The sequence below is a fragment of the Pinibacter soli genome (genome assembly GCF_029961145.1).
Taxonomy (GTDB): domain Bacteria; phylum Bacteroidota; class Bacteroidia; order Chitinophagales; family Chitinophagaceae; genus Pinibacter; species Pinibacter soli.
In genome coordinates this window covers 443,903-469,373 of the sequence record NZ_JASBRG010000005.1, presented here as the reverse complement: position 1 = coordinate 469,373, position 25,471 = coordinate 443,903, and the positions used below count along the sequence as shown (strand labels likewise).

Genomic DNA, 25,471 nt, shown 5'->3' with positions numbered 1-25,471 from the left:
AAATATTGGCGAATATTTTTATTGACGAAGGAAAATTACGCCCGTTGCATCTGCGCTTAAAGCTGCTGCCCATGCGTATCCCGCAAGAGTATTGCTGGTTGCTGTTTTGGTAAATACTTTTGCTGTATCGTCCCAGTAAATTTTATCACCAACGGCCCATGCTGCTCCAGATGCTTTTGCTACCTTATGTGCTCCAACCAGGTAAATTACCGCAGTATCATTTTGCGCATATTTATTTGCGCTAATCCCTACGATGCTGCCAAGTAATACTGGTTGGCCACTACCATAGCCACCAGAAGGGGTTACAACTTCGACTGTTTTACCGCTACTTACTAACGTGTTCATCTTGTTTTATTTAGTGCCCCATTGCCTTTGCAATGGGGCGTTATTTAATGTGGTTTTGAAATTGAATTACGCGCCAGTGTTTTTGTACATGCCTCTCCAATCGATTGCCTTTGCCCCGAATACAGTACGCAGTTTGTACTGCAATGCATCCACTTCAAATCCGTATTTGGATTCAGTGTAAATGTCATTGCCTTCCAACGTTGCATATTCAACTGTGTCGATCAAAGCTGGATCAGCTGTCATGAACCATTGTTTGCCAGAAATACGGGCATCAACGATCGGAGTGATAAGGCCAGTCCAAACGTTAATATCTGCTTGCTTCGTAGCAACATAGTTTTGTGAGCTGTACTGCAACGCAAGGGCCTCGTTTTGAGAACCAACAATCAAAAACTTAGGAGCGATATTCAGAATGTTGTTGCCAGGAGATTTTTGATCACGCATCATCTGACGAGCAACGCCAATACTGACTGCACTGATCGCAGTACCAGTTGATGTATAGTTGCCGTGATTTGTAGCATCAAACAACTCGTTAGTGTCGCCCATAATATGAGAGCCTGTAAGGATCGCATAGATCACATCAGATTGCATTTGAGCAACAGCTCCGGCAAGGAAAGAGGGGATTCTTGAAAATGCACTCAGGTCATCGTTAACGATCGCTTCCCAGTTGATATTAACGATCTTACCCCATTTCGCAACCTTGTATGATTCACCAGAATCAGAAATTTGCGCATATTGGTATTCGCCACCTTCTTGAACTGGTGTCAGTTTCAAGTCGGAAATTTGCGTGCGTAAAATCTGTTTGAAGTCGGAGGTTGTTGATTTGCGAGTCCACTGCGTGAATGACCTTGCTTGCAGATCGTACATTGTGCGCAATGTTTTATTCAAAACGTTGGCCAAAATATAAGAGAAATCACCTGTCGCTAATCCGCCGCCATCACGAGAGCCCATTTGTAACGCACGGGATGCAATTTCCATCTGTGACAAGCCGCGATAATTGATGCCTGCATTTGTCAAGCAATCCTTTGCAAGATCCATCAAGGTCATGCTACGGAATTCGCCAGGATCACCAGCTGTTTCAGCTTTCAAAACACCCGCACGATGCATGATGGAAGATTCCATGCCGCGTTGTTTCTTATCCTTTTCATCCGCTCCAATTATTACGCCGGATTGAGGTTTTGGTTCCACAGGATTCTTTTTTGCAGCTTCATCAATGATCGCAGCGCGGGCATTTTCCAAGCTTGTTCCGTCATCAATAAGTTTTTGCGCAAATGAGTCAGGCAAGCCGACTGCGCGGGATGCTTTTGATATCTCCGAAGCACGTGTTCTTTCAGCTTTAGTTGCTTGTGTACGAACCTCGCTTTCGTTAACAGGAGGCGTTTCACTTTTTTTGGCATTGATGGCGGTCAAAGCCTCTTCAAGGCTTCTTTCACTTTCGATCAATTCCTGAGCATACTCATTGCTAAAATTAGCCGCACGGCATGCTTTTAAAATTTCGGCGCTTCTTTTGCGCTCTGCTGCCAGTGCAGCTTTTTCAGCTTCTGTCATTGTATTTGAATTTGAATTTTTGCGAATCATTATTACATCTTGCTTAACGTCATCGGACGCTGCACGGCCAACACCTGCACCGCTATCAGCTTGAACTAGAGCAAGAGATATTTCAGTTCCTTCCCACTTGTTTGCTCTGATGAGTGGAATGTTTTCCTTTACACCAACTTCTTCATATTCGTAAACGATATATCCAACGCTAACTCCTGTAATGATACTGTCTTGTACATCTTGCCATACAGGATCAACATCGGCTCTTTTGGAAAACCTTACAGTAGCGCGACCAATACCATTATCAAACCAAGCCTTCTCGACAACTCCTAATCCATTACGAACACTTGAAGTGTCGTGTGTGTCGCATAGCGGAGCTCCATTATTAAGCCTTCCTAAATCACCATTGATTTCGTTGCATGGGAGAACTTCATAGAAAAGACCGATATCCCAATTGTACATCATTACCTGGCGCTCTGTTACAAATACAACATCGACCGTTCTATCTTCCTTTGAGATTGAATTTTTGTCAAATGTTGCTCTGAAATACTGCTTACCTATTATCGTTCTGTTTTCTTTCGGCATCGATGCATTTTTGTTATCGAATTCAAAACTAGAAATCAGTCAATCGTGTTTATAGGCAAACTTTAGGCAAACTTTAGGCAAGTTGTGAGCAACAAAAAAGCCCCTTTGAAGGAGCCTTAATGTTATTCTGGTTTTTCTGAAGAAACATCTTGCGGTTCTTGATCCGGAGGTCTGTTGGGATCAAAGCGGGCATCAATGGTTGGTTTGAGTTCCAGGTTATCCCACATCTCAGCATCTTGTTTCAATTCTTCCGTCAACTCTTCAGGTATGTATCCGAACATTCTCACTACATCTTGCCATGAGCATAGACCGGCGCGCAACTGTTCCTTAATGGCTTGTATTTCTTTCAACGGATCTATCATTTCTCTGCGTGGTGGCGTCCATGTTACTTTTACTTTGGCACCAAAAGGTATAATCCCTTTCAACTGGCAAGCTTCAACGAACCATGGATAAACTTTATCACAAAAACGAGGGATAAGTAAATTCCACTGCAGATGTTCGACGTTCCGATTGAACTCAAGCCATCCCATACGACCACTGCTAAAGTTTACATTGCTGTAATCGTTTGTCAGCGTTTCATAGCTGGTTCCGAAGCCTGCGGATATTCCACGAAGATTTGATTTTACAAATTCGGAAAACCCTTGTGTCATTGGAGGCTGAGCAACCGAAATACCTTGTCCTGGTTTCAAATGTTTAATCATTCCAGGTTCTACCTTTTCCAAATCGTCAACGCCATCCCCTGGCTTGTTTTCCGAGGTCGCATCGTCTGTGATAAATACAGCAAAAGCTGCAGCTACTTTACTTCTTATCCGTTCAGTAAATTCATAATCATCCAGATCTTTTAAACGCAGCATGGCGCCACAGCTAAATGGCACACCCCTCATCTGGCCGGGACGCTCTACCTCGTAGACGTGAATCATATCTGATGCAGGAACAAAATCAGACACGGCTCCAAACTCGTTAGGGTGGTGTCTGAATATCCAATAGCCTAAACGCTTACCATCTTTGGCGAACTTGATGCCGTAGTATAGCATTGTATTGTCCGGTTGCCATTGGCCATTGTGCTTTGAGCTGTCGATATAATCACCTTCTAATATCTGCAATCGCAGCGGGATGTCGTCTGCGCTTGTGCTACGGACCTTACGGATAAGGCACTCTCCAGATTCGACAACCGTTTTCATGATAATGCTTTCCAACCCGTAGAAGGTATTCATATCATCGAAATCGCAATTGGTTTTCCCAGCCCAATCATTCCATGCTTCTTTTAATTGCTTCAGTTGGTTTTTACCAATTCCTGCTCCTTTTGCTGTTGGAATGATACCGGTGCCAACAACATTATTTCGAATTGCTCTTACAGCATTAATCGCATATGGATTGTTACGTCCAAGCTCGCGGGATCTATTGCGTAGGGTCGTCAACGCTGCAATCACCTCTTGGTTCACACTCTGTTCCGGAGAGAACCAATCAGAATAATGGCGCCCTTTAGAGGCTCCATCATATTTTCTTTCTTGGTTCTTTACCATTTTTTCGAAGTGCTTATTTGCAACTTCCAACCGAGCTTTTGCGTGATACCGGTTTAACGCCATGGCGGGGCTCACTAGTTCAATTGCTCTATCGAAAATGTTTTTTCTCATCATGAAATGTTTAGCATTTGCTGTTAAGGCCTTTAGAAAAAGAAGCGTATGTCGTTTTGATGCCGCCGGAAGACATTCCCAAATCTGCCTCCATTAGGTTCTTGATTCGAATCATATCCTCCAGACTGCGGTATGTTACCTCCTTATCTGCATATTTCACAGTTAGCGCACCTTGAGCGATCGCTTCCACTAAGGTGTTATATTGATCGTTGGTAAATGCCATGAATATTTTTTTTCAAAGTTATTGGCAATAGCGGTGATGCTGTTAAGGTTGCCTAAAGTTTGCCTATAGATATTTTTCTGATGCTCGATCAAATCGATTCCATATTGAACGGCTGTTCTTTTCTTTTTAAAGAATTGGCCGATAGCGTAGTCGTAAACGCCATGGGTACCATTGTAGATGATGTAAAAACAAAGATGGCGTATGTTGGCCAGCTTGTTTTCTCCGATCAGTTGCTGTTCGGATATCTCAAAATGCCTGCAGGCGGCTTTGATGACACATTCGATTAGTTCCTGATCATCAGGCGAAACACATAGTGGCAGCTTGTATTCAGTATTTTCCATATCAGTCTTTTTTATTTCCAGAAATTCGATTTCTTTTTTGGTGTTGATGACTTTTGAATTGTGGGTTTTATTTCTTCCGGAACATTGATTTCGTACATATCACGCTCGCGATCCCATCTGTCATTGCTCCAGCGATCTAACCCTATCATTGCAGCAGCAGCCCGGGCATAGTTGCGGCAGTCAAGGGGCTCGTTCCTTTTATATTTCTTATGCCACTCATATTTCATACTGCCTTTTTTAGAAACCACGGAAACAAGTTCCTCCGCTGTTAAGCCTCTGAAATATGACGGTTCTCTTTTTGGGAAATAACAGTATCCTTCAGGCACCTCGCCGGTCTCAGCATTGATGCGTTTTTTCAATAGGCCATACAGTTCACTTTTTAGCAACGATACCCCTACGCCCCACACTTTGATCTTGCCTATTTTCTTTCCTGCCTTAGCAATATCAATGGATTGTGGCGCGGAGTAGTAAACAGAAAGATTATCCTTTCCTTTTACTGGAATTACCCTTGAAACCCCGTGTTTTTGGGCAAAATCATATACTTTTTCCGTATTATAACCCGTATCTATAGCCATTAAACGCAATGGCATGATGGCATTGTCCTCTCTTATCCAAGTCTGGCCAAGTATCTTGCCGAGCTCAGCCCACACTTCACTTTGGCTTGTATCTCCGATGATCACCCGATAATCTACGCTCTGACTAATTTTTCCCTTCATCCAACCTACTATTTCAATTTCCAATCGATCAGCTTGCACATCGACCCCAGCTGTAAGGAATGCCACTGTAGTAAACGGCTTGTTTGGTTCGTACTCTATTGCCTTTTCAAACAATCCCTCCCAATCAAGCTTCTCTCCATTCTCTTCTTCGTATGCTTCACCAAGCTTTGTGTTGGTGAATACAATTTTCTTGGGGATATCATTTTCTGATTCGTCTCTTTCTCTAATAAGTTGGCTCCACGGGTACCAGGAAGAAGGGGAGTATAGGGCGTTAATGAAATAGCCGTAGGTTAAACCGTCTTCTCTCTCCGGATACTTGGCCACCCATTTCCCTTGCTTAAGCATCCGTGCTTTAAAGCGTTCCTCAATCAGCTCTTTACAGTGCTCGCATTCGTACTTTGCTGTTTTATAGTTGCCCGCCTCGTAACGGATCTGCTCAATAACTAACCGCTGGTACTCTCCACAGAATGGGCATGGCACGTGGTAGTATCGCTGGCCAGTAGTCTCAAATCGCTGATCAATGAAGCTTTCGCCTTTTCGTGTTGGCGTGCTTGTTAGGAATATCTTCTTCCGAGATCCAAAAGTTATTGTACGCGTTTCTGCAAGACCTTCAGCAGACCCCTCTCCATCAACGGAAGCTGGATAACGGTCTGTCTCATCCATGTAAACGAATCGGACCGCATCAGAACTCAAGCCGTTGGGAGAGTTGGCGCCTACCATCTTCACGAATCCATTAGGAAATTCTTTATAAAGCAACGTGTTTGATTGGTCACGCGACCGGCCTACACTGATCTTTGCATTCAGCGCTGGTGTGCTTGCGATCATCGTAGCGATACGTTTCTTTGAAGTTTCCTTCATCATCATGTCCGTTGGCATAACATACAGAAAAGGAGCTGGCGCCATGTCGATTACGTATCCAAGCCAGTTGTTACCAGTTTCGGTCAGGCCCGTTTGCGAGGACTTCTTTACGATAACCTTTTGCGCCGTATCGTACACGGATAAGCGCTCCATGATTTCCTGAACATACGGAGTGAACTCGCTACTGAATTTCCCAGGTCGAGCGGATGTTGACGGCAAAAAGCGATACGTGTCGGCCCATTCCCTACATGAGATAGTAGGATCCGGAGTGATGCCTTTTTGAAAAGCAGCTACTAAAGAAAAATCGATATTGCCTATGCCGTCAAACATTAAAATGAATTCTGTTTTAATTGTCCATATATGTTAAGCACATGGGAAAGTTCATCATTGAGTATTTTCATTCCTTCCACTTCGTTTTTAGATGCCAGTACATCGGCTATGCATCTTGATGGAATATCAAGCAGCGCTCTTTTTAATTCATTACCCAGGAGGAACAAAGCTTTCTCAACTGCGTCGCGCCTCACTAAAATGCCTTCCGCCTCTTCCAGTTTCTTTTTGTCCAGGGCCAGCTCAACGATCAGCTTCCGTCTTACTGCCTCCTGCGCAGTCAAGCTACTCGTTACCTTAATTTCACTGACCAGCGTTCCCGTCCGAATTTCTTCTTCATCCATCCATTTGTTTTCATCTTCATCAGCATCAAAGGAGAAATCATCTTTATCGTTGTTGTCGAACTTTTCAAAAAGCTTCTTTGCAGCTTTCTCTTTGCTCACGCCAGCTTTTGGTTTAATAACCTGACTATAACCCCACTCCCTGTCCGCGATCTCCGGAAAGATTTTTTTTGTTTCAGGGTCATAGCCTTCTTTTATCAAACCGGCATCCCGCGCTTTTCTGACGGTCTTTTCATCAACCTTTAAAAGCGCAGCATATGCCCTAATTGAGATAGCTTTTCCTTTATTTTCTGCCATACTGACACCTGCGGATTGATTACCAAATGCGGACTTATAAAATTTCTTTCATTAGCGATTTTTTGCGGCTCGGGGTAGCCGCATGATTGTCAACGAGTTAAGGACCCAAACCGCCCTCCCCCTTACACTCCTTTAAGTGCTTACCTTGCTCAACATGAATTCAATATTCCTTTGAATTGAGACAGGGAATACACTATTAACCCGCGTTTCTATCCTGTTTAATGATTCTTTATTGATTACAGCTGCATGAGTGGTGATGCTTAATAACGGTTTGACAGGCTTATCAGAACCATCTTTATTAACACGCTTATTGCGTTGTACAAATCCATAGGCAGTGCCGTTTCTGTATTCACCTCGAGCAAATACGCGTGGCTTAGCGCCTGGTATAAGGAAGGCATAAGGAACGGTTTCACGCTTGCCTTTTACAACCTCGATACTAACACCCACTGCATAGTTTGATTTGGCTCTTTTGAAAGTGCGTTGTTTTTGTTCTCCTCTTTTTGATATCGTCAATGATTTTGCTGCAGTCTGGAATTTTGGCGCGAAGGCATCCATCGGAATAGGAGTAGAGCTAGCATTAAGCTTTGCGATTAATAAACCAGGCGTCGCTCTATCTACATTAATGCCAGAAACATACCGTTGAGGTATGTTATATAATGATTTTACAGAAGCTCTTGCTTCTGTACGCCCTTGAAGAATTGATTCGTTTATTGCTCTTGAGATGACAGAATTAAGCTGCCTTTCAGAAAGCTGCTCCTTTGCTGAATCGAGAGTTTTTAAAGCGTCTTTAACAGAAATAATGATCATATCGATTGCTGATTTTAACAGCACTCAATATGAGGGGATTGCGTGGCTAAGATAACGAACGAAAAATAGCAGCCAAATTTATTTTTATAATTTTTATAGCTGCTATTATTGAGGCGTGGTATTGGTGATATCGGAATCTGGATCAATATCAAGAACATAAGTATCTTTAATCATACTATACTTTATTTGACCGTCCTTTAATTCAAAACGTCTGGAAAGATTGTTCGGGGAGCCAACATATTGAACCTCAATTCTTGATTTTTTAACCTTTAATTTAACGTGAATAAATCTTGGTATTTTATGCATATTAACCACTAATTATTACCATTAAAGATAAAGTTTTTTGGCGTTTCCATTCTCTCGACTGAGATTAGCTGACAATTTCTCCCAATTTAAGTACGAAGACTTCTTTTCCAGAATCTTCCGGATCCGACCTCCGTCTTTTGGTAACACAACTGGTTTTGTCATTTCTGAGTGGTCCATTATTTTTTTGATTTGAGATTATGAATATTTGTTATGAGATCGGGAGATAGGTTAACTGGCTTTTGAATATTGCAAATCGTTGCTGGTTGAGCAAAGCACCCTTGCGCCCATTGCTTCAAGCCATCCTTTTGGCACACCAGGCACAACACTGTTACCGATGAACTTTTTTTGGTCCGCTTGGTTGCCCAGCAATCTGTAGTTATCCGGGAAACCTTGAATTTTGAGAAGCTCTTTCACGCCGAGCATTCGCATCTTAATATCAACGATTCCGTTTTCATCCATGAAAGCCCTTATCAGGTATAATGGCGCCTTATCCTGCCTGGCGACAATTACAGGGCATGGATTGTTTACAGACGTTGTGTGTCCTCCATGCGATGGATTCAGGATGTAAGACAGCAAATAAGCTTTTGGAACAGTCAACAACACGCCAACTGGATCATTTACCGACGTCGTAAACCCAGTTTTATAGTTTCTGAATATTTGAACCTTCGCAAAGCGATCCTTCGTTGTCAATGTACCTGCAGGCTCGTTGACAGAGTTTGATGATTCTGTATTTCCGTAATACTTAAATAGAAATGTTTCTTCCCCTTCGTTAAGTGATTTTATTAGCCCCTTATGTATAACCTTCAAGGTTTTGTCACAAAGGCCTTTTTTTCGATTGAAAATACTTTCGCCTTCATCATTGAAGTCGAGCACTTCTTTAACAGCTCTCCACTTTTGCAGACCTTCCCCAAACAGATCCTGGGCAATCGGAAGCCGCGCATGTGTAGGTTTAGGCCAAACGATATCATCTTGATCTTTTGCAAAAATACCAAACAATCGATTCCTGCTGGTGAAAGCTCCGAAATCTGCACTATTCAGTTCGCGCCAATCATCGCTATAGCCATGCTCATTCATTCTTTCTCTCCAGCTGTTGAAGTAAATGCCTTTCAATTCCGGTACTGGCACCCACACAGGATTGATGCTTATAACCTTCGCCTTTTTGCCTTTCCCTTCTTTCTTCCATTCCAAAGGACATTCCTGGTAACCACTTTTGCCCATATGCACTTTTTCTTGCAACGGACCCCAATCTTTAAACTCGACAACGTTTTCAATTTGCACATGGTCAGGGCTGATGGCGTCAACATATCGGAAAAGATGTTCTGCTAAGGTCCTGCTATCAGCATCGCGAGACATACCGCCCTTCGCCTTACTGTGGTTGGTACATTCCAAGCTTGCCCATAAAATGAGCTTCGCATTTGGGTAAAGCTTTCGGTAGTGTTGAACTATTTTAATCAGCGGATCCATATCAAGCGTTCTGATATCCTCAGAAAAATGCAAAACCCAGGGATGATTGGCCCAGTGGCTTTTGATTGCATACGGATCATGGTTGACACAAGCAATAACCTTTGCAATTTTCCGTCCCATCACTCTTGCCAATTCAAATCCGGTTGTTGTGCCACCAGCGCCGCAGAACAAATCGATGATGAGGTACAAAGGATCATCCTGCTCTTTTGTGATGGCCGTCAAAACAGTGTCAACATTATGCGGGCCAATTTTTATATCGCTGAGATCAGCTTCTTTTCTTTTTTTCGTTTTCATGTTGTGTCTTGAAATGGTTTGCTAATACTGTTTTCCTGCACATGTTCTGAATGTGCGTTTCCTTGTCCTTGCCTGATAGGTAGGAGTAAAAATGAAAGTCGGTTCTCATTTTAAACTCCACCTCCTTGGTCACTCGGTTTTTGATTATTTGCTTTTCGCTTTTAGAGAGCTTTATTTCGCCTTTTTCTTCGAGGTAGACATAAACGTCCACCGGAAGTAATTCAATTGAAACTATACCCTTTAAAAACGCGTCTTTGGTCATTGTTGCCCATTCTTCCATGTCGAGATCTGTCAAAGGAGGTGCGGGAAGGTCCAAAGGTTTCGTTTTGCTATCCTCAAATTCGCTTACCTGTCGACGCTTGGTCCTGTACTTGTTCATCACTTCGTCAATGAGCGAGAGGTTGAGTTGCTTTCCCCAGTCTTTCACCTCGGTACCGTATGTGCGAAAGGCGAATTCAATTTCTTCTGTGTTCATGTCGCCGTATTCCTCTGCAAGCTTTTTTGTGAACTGATCAGTGATAACGGTTAGGTACATGTCATCATCGGAAAGCTGCCAGCCGGTAATGATGCCGATCTTAACCAACAGGGCCTGTGCGGAAAGGAAAAGCTTTTCATTATCCATGGCCGAGATTCTTGGCAAGGCGTATTTTTTTGCCAGGATAGTTTTTTCGTCACTGGCCAGCGAGCCCGAGATTTGCCGCAAGTGAGTTGGCAAGCTTGATAACTCCCGCTGACTTACCGTTAGTGCCTGCTTGTTGGTTGCTAACTGCAGGTTGTTGTTTCCTTCCATTGATAAAACTTTGCGTGATGCTTGAAAAGTATTTGTTGATTTGAGGCAGCGAATAGCTTCTAAAGTGCTGATGAGCTTTGACGTGTGGTATCAGTTCTGCCCACCGGCTTTTTATTTCCGGAATGTTGGAAGGATCCGTAAAAGCACCTTCCAAGTTCATCCACGTTTTTATTTTTTCGGCTATTTCACGGACCGCAGGGAACACCTCTGCCTGGTTGAAATACATCTCAGGGTTTTCCAATTTGAATTGTTCTGCCATATCTGGAACTATCCCAACCGGCCTAAATTCGGTTTCCCCCGTACCCCCTTGAATACCTTCATTTGTATTTTCATTTCTATTTTCTACTATTGGTATTGCTTGGCTTAAGGGTTGGGTTTCATTTGGCTTAAGGGTTGGGTTAAGGGTTGGGTTTCGTTTGGGTTTCCCTCCCTTTTTCCCGTTCTCAGATTGTTTGGTTATAAAGGTTTTGCGCCGCTCTCTTTCCAGCTCCATTCTTTCATTAAAAAACAGATCGTCGTCTGTTTTTTTAAATTTTCCTTGAATGGCCGGCCATGACTGACCGAAGTCCGTTCCAAGAACTCTTTTGATTTTTTCTAATGAAAGAGGACCAGAGTTAAACATCGCACCCATTATATCCATGTAACAACCTTTTTCAAACCTACTCATTGTCATTGTCCCGCCAATCCAATCATTCCAATACCAAAGCATTGCAGGGTCTTTTGCCATGTTTATTCAATTAAGCAATCAAATAGGGTTGGTAAATTTTGTTTCGCTTCTTCCTCCTGCAGATACACCGTCGCGCATTTGTAATACTCGGGATTGAGCTCTACACCGAAGCCTTTCCTTCCTTTCTTCATTGCCCGGAGCGGTACCGTTCCAAGACCACCAAAGAAGTCTCCAACCTCATCACCTTTGTTACTATACAACTCAATCACTCTGTCAACGATATCAAAAGGAAGTGGGCATATGTGAGCTTCAGCGCCGCGTTTAATTTGTTCTGCATTCAGGCCGAGCATGTAATTAACATCAGTCCAGATATCTTCGTCATAGTTTTGAACTGGCATTAGAGAGAATGACTTTGGCAACTGTTTTGCATCTTGTAGCGCCTTGCAGTATTCAACATGCTGCTCGTAGTCGTAAACAGATGTAAGGTTTCTCTCTTTCCACCAGGCCATAATCTTCTTATGACCCCAACCAATAAGATCATGTGGAGAAACTAACCGGTTGCCGCTGCTTCTCCAGACTCCATCGGCATCTATTTGCCATGCACTCAGGCTGTATTCTTTCTTGTCATGCGTAATAGGAACATCCGCATAGCTATTTGATCTGCTGGTCTGTGGTTTCCTGAAAAGAAGCAGGTATTCACAGGATCCACTGCCTTTGTTGGAGCTGTCCTTGCAGCATTCGCTATAGCCTAAGCGATATGTTTGGTTGTTTTCTCTCACAACATCGGTTTTGACGGTCCTGCGGCCCATGAAAGCAAATCCGTGCCTGATGTAATGAGCAACGGTTTTATCACTGAACGGATTCACCGTGTACATTTTCAGACCGTTTTGATAACCATACAGGATCCGATCCTTTACATGGACTACAAGGTTTCTACCTGGTTGCAGTGTGCGGAAAACATGAGGCGTGAGATAGTCCATCTGCTGGAAAAACTTCTCATCATTCTCGTTGTGTCCGAAATCATTGTACAGGTGAGTGTATTCGTAATGATTGCCAAACGGAATACTGGTAAACAACAAACCAAAGCGATTTGAGTCAATTTTTTCAAACTCTTGAACGTTATCGTTATTGATGTAAGTGAAGTCATTCCCGTTGATCTCCTGTCTTTCGCACGCAAAAGTTCTTTTAAGCGTTTCGATGTACAATCGCTGATCAATACCGTACTTCAAAATCAATTCATCCATTTTGGCTTGCATTTCGTCGTATGCTCTCCACTTCGCCATAAGATCATCCAATACATGCTGTTCTTCTTTGCAGTAAACAATATCAACTGTGACCTTGAATTGCTGCAAAAACCTTAACGTCCTGTGGATGGCTTGAATGAAGTCTTCGAACTTGTGATTGATGCCCATGAAAATGTTCCATGAACAGTGATGCTGGAAGTTGCATCCGGATCCTGATATCTCTGGCTTTGTTGCAAGTATGGGGAATTCGCCACGGGCAAAGCCTAAAATCCTTTCTTTGCGCAATTGCTTATCCATAGTGCCATGAACATCTAACGCGTGCGGCACATGCTTTAAAATTAGTTTGCGTTCATCCTCCAGAGTGTGCCAGATGATGCAATGTTCATCTCTGCTATCAACAAGCTCTTTCACTCTCGCCATGCGCTCATTGATGCTCACTCGTTTCACTTTCGCCTCTTGGCCTAAACCTTTCACGCCATCGGCAAACAGATGTAAGCGACCGAACTTATCTTTTACATCGCCAAATTTGTCCCGATCAACGTCTACACAATGGAGATTCACCTCGAGCTCTGGCATTGCGTAGCCTTCATCGCTATATCCAAGAATTGAGGGACGCGAAAGAAAGAAACCCCAGCTCATAACCCATAACCAGAAATCATCTTCGTGACCTTCGCAAAGCGTAAGGTTGCCAGCTTCAAGGCTGTTTCTTTTAAAGAACCTTGTCAAAGCCTGCCCGCGGTCCATTACTCCAAGGAAGTGAGCATAGTTGATTAGCTCGAGGTAGTCATTTGGAGCGGGTGTTGCAGTTGCTACAAGCCTGTAAGGAATGCCAGCGCATTGCCTTGTTAATTCCTCTGTAGTGTCAGAGCCGATGTTTCTCAATACGGATCCTTCATCAAGGCTAACAGATACAAAACCTGTTAGGTCGAATTTGCAAAGGCGAATACGATCATAGTTCGTGATGTAGAAATGATGATCATCGGTGATATCGGACTGCTCTTCAATATATCTCCATTCAACACCAAGACGCGGGCCGTCATTGTCGGTAAATTCTTGCAGGGTGCCTATTGGCGCCACAACAAGATGCTTGCCGCCTTCCTTGTTATGAATTAGCCTGTGAAATTCGATCTGGTCATGTGTCTTACCTAAACCGAACTTTTTAAAGATGCCGGCCTTACCAAGCTGTAAAGCCCAAAGTATTGCATCTCTCTGGTGCGGCTTGGTTGAGGGATGCAGGTCACTGGCATCAGCCTTAAATCCGGATTGCTCAGTGACCTTTATTTTTGATGAAAGAAAATTTAAGTATTCGCTCATTGTATTAGCTGTTTAGAGTTGGAGTAAAGCCACCTAATGTGGAACTTTCGTTCAATACCTGGAGAAATTCAAGTACTGGGACATTTGGATTTTGTAAGCATCCCAACACCGCCTCAAAAATCTGCACATACAATAGGTTGCCTTTATCTAAGCAAACTCTGACTATGTCCAACTCAGTTTGGACCGTGATGTCTGACTTGATATTATTCTCTTCCTTTATCGCCTCATAAAGCTTTGTCGCGTCGTCTGGCTCGATCAGATCTACATCATCAATTACATACTCAACAACACTTTTGAAGGAGAAGTCAGAAAGGGCTTTCTCTGAAATTCCTAATCCAGCCTTTAGGTCATCTTCATCAACATCTCTGGATTTTAATTCTTTCATAAGGTCCTCATCTGAGAGCTCAGTCAGGACGTCTTTCTTTTCCGCGAATGCACGGATCAAGATTTCATTACTCATATGGTTTATTTTATTGGTTAACAGATTGAGCGAGCGGCATGGTCATGAGCGTTATATGGCCAACGCCTCTCGGTTTAATGAATACAGCAGTTTTGGGATCCTTCATTGAAATGTCGAGCATTTCGGTATCTGATGGCAGTAAGCTTAGTAGTGTTTGAAGCTTGCCGGCTTCCAGATCTATTTTCGGCAATTCGGGTATTTTGTCTAAATGAATAACCGTGCTTACCTCTTGACCCAAAGAAGTGTTTTGGTATGATAACAGTGCTTTGTTATTGTCAGGAGAAAAAGAAAATGAGCTTGTATAGATTTTGTTGAATGCCTGGCAAACAAAGATTTTGGACAGGCAGCTTTCTAGGTCTTTTTTAGATAGCACGCATGTTTCCGGATAGTATCTTGAAAGAATTATGTCGTAGGGAGGCGCACCGTGCGCACTGACAATGCCTGTTACTTTAATCGTTCCTGCGTCGGCGATCACGTTGTTTTTTGTAATTGTCAAAGTCGCATCCTGAAACTCCTTAACAGCATTCACGAAGGCTGTACTGATTAGGCAAGCAACGTTTGTTTTATTTTCAACATTAAATGACGTATGAAACAGGTTCATGCGATCGCAACCAACTACATTGAGCTTTTTATCCTTAATGTCGATAATGACATTATTGAATATGAACTCTTCTTTTGCCGTGCTCACAATGCGAGATGCCAGGGTCATCGCCCAGAAGAAATCCGCTGTGACGTCAACTGTTGATCCATCTGCATCGTTCAATTCCTTCGCGAAGGTTGAGGCATCCTCAGCCTTGCCGATTTTGAACACATCATCATCTACTGTAATTACTATCTGATTTTTTACCAGTTCAATAAAAAGCGGACCATTTGAAAGCTGCGCAATTTTAACAAGCTCAGCATATGGGATAACCATTTCAATTTCGCCACTGCAGTCGCATTCCATTTTATGTGAAATTCTAAGATGGTAAGATGAAGCTGTTAGGGTCGCGTTGCTTCCGGATGCCTTGATTAACACACAGCTTTGTACCGGCACTATGGCGTTTGTGTTGATGGCTGGAGCGATCTTCTTTAAAGCCGCATGCAGATTTTTGCCGTTGAAGATTATTTTCATGTTGATTGTTTAGCAGTTTCGCAAATGTTTTTTAACGATATGATCCCGATGATTCCGCTTGTTTATCTTAGCCTTGCAGGTTTTGTATAGCCTGTCATACACGTCAGCTAAGTATGTTTTCCCGTCGTCTGTGTCATAGTACCTGACATCATCTTGAGTGTACTCGTTTACGACTTTTGGTGCTGGCTTGGCAGTTATCGCTTTATCTGTTCGATAGTCAATAGCCGCAACCTTTCCATTGATCCTTCGTTGTTGTTTTATCATATTCAGTTATTGAAATTGTTTTAAGTAAGCTTCAATCACCTCATCCTCTCTGCGCTCCATTTCTTTGCGATCAACAAAATCATGTTTGAGATATTCCTTCTTGACTGGAGGTAGTTCTTTAGTTGGAAGCATCATCTGTTCGTTAGTTTCCGCGTTGATTATTTCACCTGTGATGGTTTTGAAATATCGGGCGCCTTCTATATTGTCAACCAAGTCTGTACTGCTTTTGCAACAGGGGCAATAGTCATATTGCTCATCACCGGTGTGATCATACTCTGTCCAAAGGGACGCCCAGTTAATATTGCAGCGGGTACAGAACATTCTTAGAATGGCAGATCGTCTACAGGTTCATCAATTGTTTGTGCGGGTTGATTGTTATCAGACCTTTGCCCGGATCCTAAAAGCTGAACAGATGCAACTCGTAAGCGCAATTGAGGGACAACGACATTTTGAGCGTTTTGATATGAGTCGACAGAAGGGATTCCTTCCACATAAACGAGCGTCCCTTTCTTCAAATACGGGACGATATTGGTTTTGTCTGTCCACCATGAGCAGTTAACCCACAACGTATGGTTAATCGCGTTGCCGAATTGATCCTTGGATTTAGTAGAGTGAGCAACTGAGAAGTTGATAACCTTCTTCCCGTTTACATCATTAACGATGGCATCGTTTCCTAAATGGCCTATGGCCTGAGTCTTTATCATTAGATTATTTATTTTTAATTGCAAGACCTTTGGTGATACGAACAAACTGTTTTTTGCCGCCAACAAATCTGAAGTCTTTATTATACCCTGTAAGCGGTATGACGAAGAACATCAGAGAGTAATAAACTCTTCGTTCATCGATAACTCTCGCAAGCCTGAAAAACAGGAATTGAAAAACAAACTTGTTGGAAAAGTCAAGCAGTGTCATATCTAGTTTACTTGTACGATTTCGAAATTTGATGTCTTGATATACACCTTTCTTTCATTCAGGTGTTTTATGATTGGGCAAGGGCCATCGCCCAGCGAATGAGTGAGTTTTGAGCTGTCCCATGTCTCAACAGTAGCAGATGAGCTGCCCCATGTCTTAACAGTAGCAGATGAGCTGCCCAATGTCTCAACAGTAGCAGATGAGCTGCCCCATGTCTTAACAGTAGCAGATGAGCTGCCCAATGTCTCAACAGTAGCAGATGAGCTGCCCCATGTCTCAACAGTAGCAGATGAGCTGTCCCATGTCTCAACAGTAGCAGATGAGCTGCCCCATGTCTCAACAGTAGCAGATGAGCTGCCCCATGTCTTAACAGTAGCAGATGAGCTGTCCCATGTCTCAACAGTAGCAGATGAGCTGTCCCATGTCTCAACAGTAGCAGATGAGCTGCCCCATGTCTCAACAGTAGCAGATGAGCTGCCCCATGTCTTAACAGTAGCAGATGAGCTGTCCCATGTCTTAACAGTAGCAGATGAGCTGTCCGATGTCTTAACAGTAGCAGATGAGCTGCCCAATGTCTCAACAGTAGCAGATGAGCTGCCCCATGTCTTAACAGTAGCAGATGAGCTGTCCCATGTCTTAACAGTAGCAGATGAGCTGTCCGATGTCTTAACAGTAGCAGATGAGCTGCCCAATGTCTCAACAGTAGCAGATGAGCTGCCCAATGTCAAAATCGCAACATCTGTGTCAACAGAAATCTGATGCTTTCCGGAAGTGTAAATGTGATTTCGGTGAAGGTCTTCCGTTGAAAAATTCGCTTCTAGCCAATCCGCATCTATCACCTTATTTATGAATAACCAAGCTGCATGCTTTTTTATTACTGAAAGCATTTCATCGTGATTAGTTGATTCAGATGCGTCGTCCATTCCTTCTGAGCATGCGCCTTTTGCTTCGGCAAGCGACATTATTTCTTTTTGGATATCGATGAAGGGCTTTCGAGATGTAGCATTCATGATTTTTATTTTAAATTGATGATTAAGCTTTTTTCTTGTGACGTGATTTCTTAAATCCTTTTTCCTCCGCTTCTGCGTGATGATCTTCAACCCATCCGTTACATCGTTCGCAACATGCCATCCAGGTACCTTGATTCAATACTTCGTTCTTTCCTCTGCCTTGTGTATGATGTACAACTGTTGCTTTTTTTGTGCACACTGGAGATTGGATTTCGCAGTTAGGGCGTTTTGCGAGAAAAGCAGGGTAGGCGCTCTTCAATGCTTTCTTGATATCCTTCTGCTTTTCGCTCTCTTTATTCACTTTCTTCTGCTTTTCAACTACTACTCCCGATGCGTAAATCCTGTGGCCAATGCAGTAACCGTTTTTTTCCGGATGTCGTTTGCAGAGAGGAAACCGACATTGTTCTTCCATGTTGTTAGTTTTGTTTTTAAGCCTTGTTTGGTCTCGGTTTTAATTTGATATAAAATATCACAACAGCATCATCGCTGAACTCTTCTTCCGCAAGAATGGCACTCGTTGGGTAATAGTGTGTACTCACTTTTTTTAACTCATGCCAGTTAATTTGTTGCGCACAAAGCCATGGACCACGATAAGAACCGTGCTCTGGCGTATAAGCCTCCCTGATAGCCATCTTGTGTTGTGATTATTTAATAGTTAGAATCTTTGCCCCAAAACGTTCCAATGATGAAACAGATCGCTAACTCTTTAGCCATTGATAGATACTTCATCTGATATTGAGTTTAAGGTGTTAAAGTATCGAAGGCGGGATTCGAACCCGCATGTAGGTGTGCTTTTCAGTGTAGTTACTTTACGAGTTTTTTCACTTCCAGCTTTACCGGCACTTATAACCTACGCGTAAGCCATTCGCCTCTTCGATATTCGAGCCCCGTTAAGAATAACCGGGCTATGCTTGCCATATGAAAATCACATTAAATGCCCTGCCAAGACTAGCTGGGCCTACCAATATCCATTAAACCTTACTATGAGACTCTTTTGTATCGCGGAGGTTGTGGCTTAGGCGTTTTATTTCGCCTGTCGCTCTTCCTAACTTCTTTGGTCGTTACAGGATCCCATGCGAAGACGTATGCGATCGCTACCAGGAACACACATCCGAAGAAGATGTTTTTTAAGATTGGCTCCATGTTGTGTACTGCTGTCATGCTTTTTGATTTAAGGTTGTTGGTTTTCTAAGCATTGGATTTTAAAATGTGCAATCCCTCATATTGAGGCTAAATATTTTCAGTTTGAAATTGTTTGTGTATGCTGATTCTTAATGAAAATTGAGTTGAGGCTTTCGAGCTCGTACTCATAGCCGTTAACTTCATCAAGCCGGCGGTAGTTGATAAGGTTTTGCTGCCTCGCTCTACGCATTGCCTGATTATCCCATCCTGTAAGTGTGGTGATGATGTGAGCCTTTACCCAGGTTACTGTCTTCGCCTTGGCTTGTTGCTGATTCTGCATAGACAGTTTCCTTTCTATGCGATCTAAGCGCTGAAGTATTTGCTTCTGAAAATCCATAGAGTTTAGGGTTAAAATGTTTTTACTACGCGTTTAAGATTTTGTTGCGGTCCTTAATTTTTCTCTTGAAAAATGCAAGCAAGCTTGACGCGGTGTCAAGATCTGCAAGCTTGCCATTCAGGTATTTTGATATAGTAGAGTTTGATTTAATACCTAACTCTGCCATTGCTTCGGTTCGATCTTTAGGGGTAATGTCCACCTTAAGTTGCTGCAACTCATGTGAAAACTTCTCTATTTGCGACATATCGCTGTATGCTTTGGACATTTTTTTGTACGTTTGTTTGCCTTCGAATACAAAAGTCCGACAAAAATGTCGTAACTCAAAATGGTTTGTGGACATTTAGTGAAAAAATACACGACATTTAAGTTATACGCTGTTTTATTAAAATATTTTTAAAATGAACCTCGATTTTGGTAAAAAATTAAAAGAATTGCGAGAGGCGGCAGGAGAGTCGCAAGCTGCGTTGGCTGAAGTGTTAGGGATGAATATGCGGCAAATTCAGCGTTACGAGGGAGGGTCTATTCCAAAAACAGATGTTCTTACATTGTTGAGTAAACACTACAACTACGACTTTTTTTCATTTTTTAATGGAGATATAGACTTAATTGTCGCTTTTCCTAAGGAGCTCACCTCCGGCAGCTATTCAATGAGTAGCTATACAAAGCAAAGATTGCAAGAGAAACTGAAGCATAATTTAGAAAATGATGGGATTACATATGTTCCAATTGCGGCAAAAGCTGGATATTTAGGGAGATTTCTTGACCCTATATACCTAAACCAATTGGAAAGAATTTTTATACCCGGATTCCCCTATAGAGGCCCTCGCTATCGCATTTTTGACATTGAAGGAGACAGTATGGAGCCTACCTTAAAAGAAGGTTATCATTGTGTTAGCGAGAGAGTAGACCAGGAGAACTGGCATTCTATCGCAGATTTTTACATTTATGTGATCGTTTTAGAAAATGATATTATTATAAAACGGCTCTTCAAAAAAAGCAAGGAAGAGTTTGTTGTGATTAGCGACAACGACGAATTTTATCCTCAGTACAAAATGAACATATCTGACATCAAAGAATTGTGGAGAGTAAAAAAGAAAATGGACTGGAATATGCCCCCTCCTAAAAAATTTGAAATAAATGTGTAACATTGCGGTTATTCATAATGTATAACCACTAAATCAAAAACTATGAAATTGTTTTTCGTAGCGACGTTTTTTGCATTAATATGTTGCTCATGCGGAAGTGCACCATCTGAAGCCGAAAGCAAGCCTGCTTGTAAAGATTTTGTTGTATTACAAGATAACGGAAGGTTTAAGAATATTCTAGTTGCAGACATTACAGAAGCAGATGCAAAATGCATAGCATCGCAATTATACAGCACGGATTTTCGTGTACAGACATTTATGTTCTTTAAATTTAAAGACGACTACCAGAACCACGTTTGGAAATACAAAATTCAGTATGACGCGGACAAGAAAGAAAGCGATCCAGGTGTTTTTAAAGATGAAAAAGGAAGATTATTTATTATCAATGATTTCGCGAAAATGGATGAATAAGTTTTACCTATGTTTAATCTCCTGTATATTTTAAGTATTAAACAGTTGAAAATCAATTAAAAAAAATATTTCACCGAATCCGCTCGGGACCTCGAAAGGGATTACAGAAATGTAGTCCCTTTTTTGTTTTATCATTGCTACAGTTCGGCCGCGAAGTTGTATCAAGGTAGTACTACGTATGACAATTTTAAAAACAAAAAGCCATCAAACATTTCAGTTCGATAGCTTTTAGCAAAAGTATTAAGATGTTTTACTCTGGTTTTATTAACTCTTCAGGAGATGGAGCAACTTTTTTAGTGCTTTTGCCTTTGTTTGCGAATTCATAGAAGAAGATCCTGCCATATTCCTGGTCCGTAGTGCGGAACAACGCACTCATGCCGTCGCTGATTTTCCACAGATCGGCACCCATTGAAGCCACAAACTCCGGATCTAGCTTCTTCCCAAAATCTGCAGATGTTTTGAAATCTCCATTTTCTTCCTGAACATACAAAGGCGCTTTCATTTTGCCGCCCACTACTTCTATTTTCCCCATAAAGCAATGGCAACTTTCTCCGCTTTTAAATGTGATAACAACTTTCTGTATTCCATCGGGAACCGGTTTTGCACCGTGAGTGCGCATATAATCGTACCACTTAGTGTAGCAGTTTTGAGAAGCCTTAGCTGCAGCGAGGCTGTCGGCAGTCTTTTTTGCTTCAGCTGCGGTGTCGACCACAGGTTTGGTTAACGTATCTGTTAGTGGCTTGACAGTCGTATCTGCTAGCGGCTTTACAGTCTGCCCCTGGGCAAAAAAAGAGACCGTCATACATGCGATAATGATAACGAAAGATGATTTCATAATGAAATTTTTTAAGGAAATGGTGTTCGAATGAGGTGATTTAAAAATAGATCAAATTCTATGAAAAATTTAGATTTTACCGTTAAATAATGGATTTTGACCATTCGGGTAGGTGTCGTCATGTGCTGGTTAACAAAAAAGCTATCAACCTTTCAGTCGATAGCTTCGGAGAAATGTAAAAAATGGGTACGACCTTTATTGTCGTTTATTGATCTTAAAATATTGTTTTTTCGCTGTACAATATTGCGTTGTCTTTTAATAGTACAACAACACCAATAGTATTTTTCTGGAACGCATTGGATGTTAGATCAATACTATTTAATCCGCGTTGCAAATGAACAGGTTTGTTTATCAGCACTTGTCCAAGAACATTGCAAATAAGCAGGTTGCAATTATAATCAGCCTCTATATCGCATGTCAGTGACAAGTTTTGACTTTGCGAGTTTCTTATAAGATAAAATCGGCTATCTGCTCCATCTGCAATTTTTAGCGTATTGGAATATGCAATTTTATCATTTTTTTGTATGCCTTTGATCCGGTACCAGTTTGCCTTATAGCCTGGTTGTACATCCGTAAAACTAAACTGATTATTTATTCCTGAAGCCGGAGACAACGAACCTATTGTTGCATAACTAAAACCGTCAGTGCTTTTTTCTATCTGGTAATGGTCAATATAGTTTGAGCCCTTGTCTTCCCATTTAATAGCAACTGCTTTGTTTGCATATTTTCCCGTAAGGAGAATATTCGGGGTGGACATTACTGTAAACATTCCCCTGATCACATCCTGGGTTACCGTAGCCGAACATCCGTTTCTTTTTTCCGTAACAACCAGTTGGTAAGTTCCCCAGGTTGTGTCATTAACAGGGTTTTGTGTTGTAGAGGTAAAACCGTTTGGCCCAACCCAGCTCCAGGTCAAACCATCGGAACCCCCAAACGGAGTGGGATAGTTGCTGGCCACAGGATCACCACCAAAAAACTTTACGTGACCGAGGTCGGCACCTATACCTACATATGCAGATGCAACAGGAGGGAAGGTATCCAAAGGAATTACAATAGTATCAACTCTTGTCGGAGGACAACCATCGGCAGGCGAACCTGATACGATGTAAGTTCCAGGTTTATCAAGTGTGATTTGCGAGCCACTCGCATTTGAGCTGTTAATGACTGCACCGTCAGCTGTTGTCCATGTATATTTTCCAACTGTTGAATGATCGGTAATAGTAATGGCGCCTGCTGTGTGATTACATCTTAATGTATCCGACTGAACAGTGAAATCCATTAACGGATCTTTTACAAATTGAATAGGTGCAACAAAATCCTGCATGTTGGAGGAAAAAGAGTTCGATGATCTTGACTTAAAGAAGATATCATCAAACATAGGCGTACATGGGCTCAATAGTCCGTAAAGCGCCGGATCAACTCCGATCCTCGTGAGGTTCAGGCCAATTTCAACGAGCTGTAGTGACTCAAATTGCATTCCCCAACCGCCGGAAGCTGTCTGTGTTCCCCAAGGTGTGGCCCAGGTTGTATCATTTGCCGCAGTGGTTGAATAGTTTGAGGTACCCGTTCCAAAGTTTGTGGTTCCAGCCTTTGACAAGATAGACGCATAACCATAAGTCGGTAAAGCTGTTGCTCCATCGAGAACAGTTCCAAAGTTGAAATATTTAGGGGTAATGGTGGTAAACGTATTTCGGCTTATCCATATCCGCACATCAACAACGGGCGCAGCACCAGGAGTAAAATTCACCGCAAGGATCATGTCGCCGGTTTGTGTGATGTTTCCGGCCGCATCAAACTTCCACTGTGTGTGGCCCGCGTTCGGACCTTTCGAAATGAATTTGTTATTCACGTAATTGAACGAGTCTTTGTAAAGCTCGATATCAAAATATCGTGAACCATTTGTTCCCACAGTCGACACGCCGGTAAAAAGCCACAGCGAATCATAAACGCTGGGACCGTCTCTGCGCATATGTGCCAGCACATCTATAAGGTCATTTTTAACGGGAGTGTTAGAAATGCCGCCTGTCCAGTTCTTGGGATCATCTCCATTTTTTGAAGAGGATGCAAAAATGGTGGAGTCAAATAATGAGCTTGCAGATATGTAATCCCTGCCATACACACCATCAAGCCACAATTTGCCATTTATCTTTGAAAATAGTGGAACCGGCATAAGTTTGTTGAAAGCCAGATTGCCTCCTGCAGAAAGAAGATTTCGGTAATACGATGCGTTTGATGTATCAACGACATTTTGGCCAGAGGCAATTCCTGAAAACCAGTCATCACTTGAAATGAATCCTTGGACTGGGCCATATTTTACAAAGTTGCCACGGGTATCACCGTCAATGCCAAAATAAGCATTAATGCCTCCGTTGGAAAGTTGGGAAAGGCCCACCAGCGGTACGCTGAGCAGGAATAAAAAAAGAAGTTTTGTAAAATTCTTTTTCATGGAATAACGGATTTGTTTAAAAAGACGGATTAAGACTGGTGAAAAGTACAAATTAGAAATTGATAGTGCAATACCCGAAGCTGATCAACTCACTGAAATGCACATAGTTAGACGGGTAAAATTACCATTCCAAGTGATAACTAACGTAGATGTGTATGGTAAAAAAAAGTAATATAACTAAGAAAATGTTAATAAGTATTTTGACAAATCGAAACTTTGCTATGCCGATTTGCAGAATTTACGGTGATGGGTTTATGAGAAAGTTAAGCTTGTCCGGTTTAAAATTTCTTACGCCAGTTAAGAACAATTTGTGTATGAAAAAAGTGTTTTAAGAAATCCGTATTGACATGCCATTGCTTCCGTGCACGTAGAATTTCTAATAATGAATTTTGAAGGAGATCATCCCCGAATTTTTTCAAATCAAAAACAGTCAATAAAAGACCTCAATCATTTGATCTCAATCCACACCGGAGCATGATCACTCGATTTTTCCCAACCTCTTACGTATTTATCGACGCCGGCGCCTTTTAATTTTTTATCGAAATGATTACTTAGTAAAAAGTGATCAATGCGTAAGCCGGCGTCCCTTCCAAATGCATTGCGGAAATAATCCCAGAAAGTATAGATCTTTTCATCAGGGTGTAATTTGCGCAGCGCATCCGTCCAGCCTTGCGCCACAAGGGTATGAAACGCCTCACGAACTTCGGGGCGAAACAGCGCATCATCCACCCATTTCTCCGGTTTGTAAACATCAAGCTCTGTCGGCATTACATTGTAATCTCCCGTAAGAATCGTTGGCTCGTCACGCGATAGCAGATCTTTTGCGTGTGCGGTTAATCTTTTGAACCATGCCAGCTTATAATCGAACTTAGGCCCGGGGGCAGGATTGCCGTTTGGTAAATACAAACAACCGATCGTTATGCCATCAATCTTCGCCTCTATGTAGCGGCTGTGCAAATCTTCAGGGTCGCCCGGTAGCGCTCTGCAAACTTCTTCAATAGCATGTTTGCGTGAAAGGATGGCAACGCCGTTCCAGCTTTTTTGGCCGTGCCAGATGCAATTGTATCCAGCATTTTTAATTGCCTGCTCAGGAAATTTTTCCTGTGGCGCTTTTAACTCCTGCAAACAAACCACATCAGGCTTTGATTCATCCAGCCAACGCAATAAAACCGGTAGACGACCATTCACGCCATTCACATTATAGGTGGCAATCTTCATATCGATAAGTTGTGTTGAAGTAATGTGATAAAGCTAATAAAAAAGGCG

Annotated in this window: 29 protein-coding genes and 1 tRNA gene; 2 read left to right on the top strand and 28 right to left on the bottom strand. The window is 42.2% G+C overall.

Translation table 11 applies throughout. The features are described from left to right. Positions 1-18 precede the first annotated feature (18 nt). From QJ048_RS09405 to QJ048_RS09285, 25 genes are all read right to left on the bottom strand, one after another. On the bottom strand, positions 19-345 hold the full coding sequence (locus QJ048_RS09405; protein WP_282334085.1) for a DUF2190 family protein: 327 nt from the start codon (positions 343-345) through the stop codon (positions 19-21). Positions 346-411: 66 nt separating this feature from the next. Further along, the gene (locus QJ048_RS09400) at positions 412-2,466 is read right to left on the bottom strand and encodes a phage major capsid protein (protein WP_282334084.1); all 2,055 of its coding nucleotides are present in this window, start codon (positions 2,464-2,466) and stop codon (positions 412-414) included. 122 nt (positions 2,467-2,588) lie between these two features. Then, on the bottom strand, positions 2,589-4,100 hold the full coding sequence (locus tag QJ048_RS09395; RefSeq protein ID WP_282334083.1) for a phage portal protein: 1,512 nt from the start codon (positions 4,098-4,100) through the stop codon (positions 2,589-2,591). Positions 4,101-4,110: 10 nt separating this feature from the next. Next, on the bottom strand, positions 4,111-4,323 hold the full coding sequence (locus QJ048_RS09390; protein ID WP_282334082.1) for a phage head-tail joining protein: 213 nt from the start codon (positions 4,321-4,323) through the stop codon (positions 4,111-4,113). After that, a complete protein-coding gene (locus QJ048_RS09385) occupies positions 4,290-4,664 on the bottom strand; it encodes a hypothetical protein (RefSeq protein WP_282334081.1) in 375 nt (124 codons plus the stop codon). The genes QJ048_RS09390 and QJ048_RS09385 overlap by 34 nt, the downstream gene beginning before the upstream one ends. An 11-nt stretch (positions 4,665-4,675) precedes the next feature. Continuing rightward, positions 4,676-6,568: a phage terminase large subunit family protein gene (locus QJ048_RS09380; protein ID WP_282334080.1), complete on the bottom strand. Its 1,893-nt coding sequence runs from the start codon at positions 6,566-6,568 to the stop codon at positions 4,676-4,678. Continuing rightward, positions 6,568-7,203 carry a hypothetical protein gene (locus QJ048_RS09375; protein WP_282334079.1) on the bottom strand — a complete coding sequence of 212 codons (636 nt, stop codon included), beginning with the start codon at positions 7,201-7,203 and terminating at the stop codon, positions 6,568-6,570. Before QJ048_RS09375 ends, QJ048_RS09380 begins: the two co-directional genes overlap by 1 nt. A 132-nt stretch (positions 7,204-7,335) precedes the next feature. Continuing rightward, the gene (locus tag QJ048_RS09370; protein WP_282334078.1) at positions 7,336-8,010 is read right to left on the bottom strand and encodes a hypothetical protein; all 675 of its coding nucleotides are present in this window, start codon (positions 8,008-8,010) and stop codon (positions 7,336-7,338) included. 534 nt (positions 8,011-8,544) lie between these two features. Next, complete coding sequence (locus QJ048_RS09365) at positions 8,545-10,074, bottom strand: DNA cytosine methyltransferase (protein WP_282334077.1); 1,530 nt, start codon at positions 10,072-10,074, stop codon at positions 8,545-8,547. Further along, positions 10,046-10,714 (bottom strand): hypothetical protein, encoded by a 669-nt coding sequence (locus QJ048_RS09360; protein WP_282334076.1) that lies wholly within the window; start codon positions 10,712-10,714, stop codon positions 10,046-10,048. Before QJ048_RS09360 ends, QJ048_RS09365 begins: the two co-directional genes overlap by 29 nt. A gap of 31 nt (positions 10,715-10,745) precedes the next feature. Further along, positions 10,746-11,591 carry a hypothetical protein gene (locus QJ048_RS09355; RefSeq protein WP_282334075.1) on the bottom strand — a complete coding sequence of 282 codons (846 nt, stop codon included), beginning with the start codon at positions 11,589-11,591 and terminating at the stop codon, positions 10,746-10,748. A gap of 2 nt (positions 11,592-11,593) precedes the next feature. Beyond that, the gene (locus tag QJ048_RS09350; RefSeq protein ID WP_282334074.1) at positions 11,594-14,089 is read right to left on the bottom strand and encodes a DNA methyltransferase; all 2,496 of its coding nucleotides are present in this window, start codon (positions 14,087-14,089) and stop codon (positions 11,594-11,596) included. A 4-nt stretch (positions 14,090-14,093) separates the two neighbouring features. Then, on the bottom strand, positions 14,094-14,549 hold the full coding sequence (locus tag QJ048_RS09345; protein WP_282334073.1) for a hypothetical protein: 456 nt from the start codon (positions 14,547-14,549) through the stop codon (positions 14,094-14,096). A 10-nt stretch (positions 14,550-14,559) separates the two neighbouring features. Then, a complete protein-coding gene (locus QJ048_RS09340) occupies positions 14,560-15,663 on the bottom strand; it encodes a hypothetical protein (protein ID WP_282334072.1) in 1,104 nt (367 codons plus the stop codon). A 9-nt stretch (positions 15,664-15,672) separates the two neighbouring features. Beyond that, positions 15,673-15,927, bottom strand: coding sequence for a hypothetical protein (locus tag QJ048_RS09335; protein WP_282334071.1), 255 nt, complete (start codon positions 15,925-15,927; stop codon positions 15,673-15,675). A 6-nt stretch (positions 15,928-15,933) separates the two neighbouring features. Next, a complete protein-coding gene (locus QJ048_RS09330; protein WP_282334070.1) occupies positions 15,934-16,248 on the bottom strand; it encodes a hypothetical protein in 315 nt (104 codons plus the stop codon). A 2-nt stretch (positions 16,249-16,250) separates the two neighbouring features. Beyond that, entirely contained in the window at positions 16,251-16,631 is a 381-nt protein-coding gene (locus QJ048_RS09325; protein ID WP_282334069.1) for a single-stranded DNA-binding protein, read from the bottom strand. Between the two features lie 4 nt (positions 16,632-16,635). Next, positions 16,636-16,839: a hypothetical protein gene (locus QJ048_RS09320; protein WP_282334068.1), complete on the bottom strand. Its 204-nt coding sequence runs from the start codon at positions 16,837-16,839 to the stop codon at positions 16,636-16,638. Between the two features lie 2 nt (positions 16,840-16,841). After that, entirely contained in the window at positions 16,842-17,849 is a 1,008-nt protein-coding gene (locus QJ048_RS09315) for a hypothetical protein (RefSeq protein ID WP_282334067.1), read from the bottom strand. A gap of 22 nt (positions 17,850-17,871) precedes the next feature. Next, positions 17,872-18,261, bottom strand: coding sequence for a hypothetical protein (locus QJ048_RS09310; RefSeq protein ID WP_282334066.1), 390 nt, complete (start codon positions 18,259-18,261; stop codon positions 17,872-17,874). A gap of 16 nt (positions 18,262-18,277) precedes the next feature. Beyond that, on the bottom strand, positions 18,278-18,481 hold the full coding sequence (locus tag QJ048_RS09305; RefSeq protein WP_282334065.1) for a hypothetical protein: 204 nt from the start codon (positions 18,479-18,481) through the stop codon (positions 18,278-18,280). Between the two features lie 123 nt (positions 18,482-18,604). Continuing rightward, positions 18,605-18,727 (bottom strand) — tRNA-OTHER (locus QJ048_RS09300). A gap of 103 nt (positions 18,728-18,830) precedes the next feature. Then, a complete protein-coding gene (locus QJ048_RS09295; protein ID WP_282334064.1) occupies positions 18,831-19,010 on the bottom strand; it encodes a hypothetical protein in 180 nt (59 codons plus the stop codon). 79 nt (positions 19,011-19,089) lie between these two features. Beyond that, positions 19,090-19,368: a hypothetical protein gene (locus QJ048_RS09290; protein ID WP_282334063.1), complete on the bottom strand. Its 279-nt coding sequence runs from the start codon at positions 19,366-19,368 to the stop codon at positions 19,090-19,092. A 25-nt stretch (positions 19,369-19,393) separates the two neighbouring features. After that, positions 19,394-19,633, bottom strand: a complete 240-nt coding sequence (locus QJ048_RS09285; RefSeq protein WP_282334062.1) for a hypothetical protein — start codon at positions 19,631-19,633, stop codon at positions 19,394-19,396. Positions 19,634-19,766: 133 nt separating this feature from the next. On the opposite strand from QJ048_RS09285, the gene QJ048_RS09280 reads away from it, so the two are divergent. Both QJ048_RS09280 and QJ048_RS09275 read left to right on the top strand, forming a co-directional pair. After that, positions 19,767-20,513 (top strand): LexA family transcriptional regulator, encoded by a 747-nt coding sequence (locus QJ048_RS09280; protein WP_282334061.1) that lies wholly within the window; start codon positions 19,767-19,769, stop codon positions 20,511-20,513. Positions 20,514-20,555: 42 nt separating this feature from the next. Continuing rightward, entirely contained in the window at positions 20,556-20,924 is a 369-nt protein-coding gene (locus tag QJ048_RS09275; RefSeq protein ID WP_282334060.1) for a hypothetical protein, read from the top strand. A 250-nt stretch (positions 20,925-21,174) separates the two neighbouring features. On the opposite strand, the gene QJ048_RS09270 is transcribed toward QJ048_RS09275, so the two are convergent. The 3 genes from QJ048_RS09270 to xth form a co-directional block, all read right to left on the bottom strand. Continuing rightward, positions 21,175-21,759 (bottom strand): hypothetical protein, encoded by a 585-nt coding sequence (locus tag QJ048_RS09270; protein ID WP_282334059.1) that lies wholly within the window; start codon positions 21,757-21,759, stop codon positions 21,175-21,177. Positions 21,760-21,973: 214 nt separating this feature from the next. Further along, positions 21,974-24,205 carry a hypothetical protein gene (locus QJ048_RS09265; RefSeq protein ID WP_282334058.1) on the bottom strand — a complete coding sequence of 744 codons (2,232 nt, stop codon included), beginning with the start codon at positions 24,203-24,205 and terminating at the stop codon, positions 21,974-21,976. 447 nt (positions 24,206-24,652) lie between these two features. Next, positions 24,653-25,423, bottom strand: coding sequence for an exodeoxyribonuclease III (xth, locus tag QJ048_RS09260; RefSeq protein WP_282334057.1), 771 nt, complete (start codon positions 25,421-25,423; stop codon positions 24,653-24,655). Positions 25,424-25,471 lie beyond the last annotated feature (48 nt).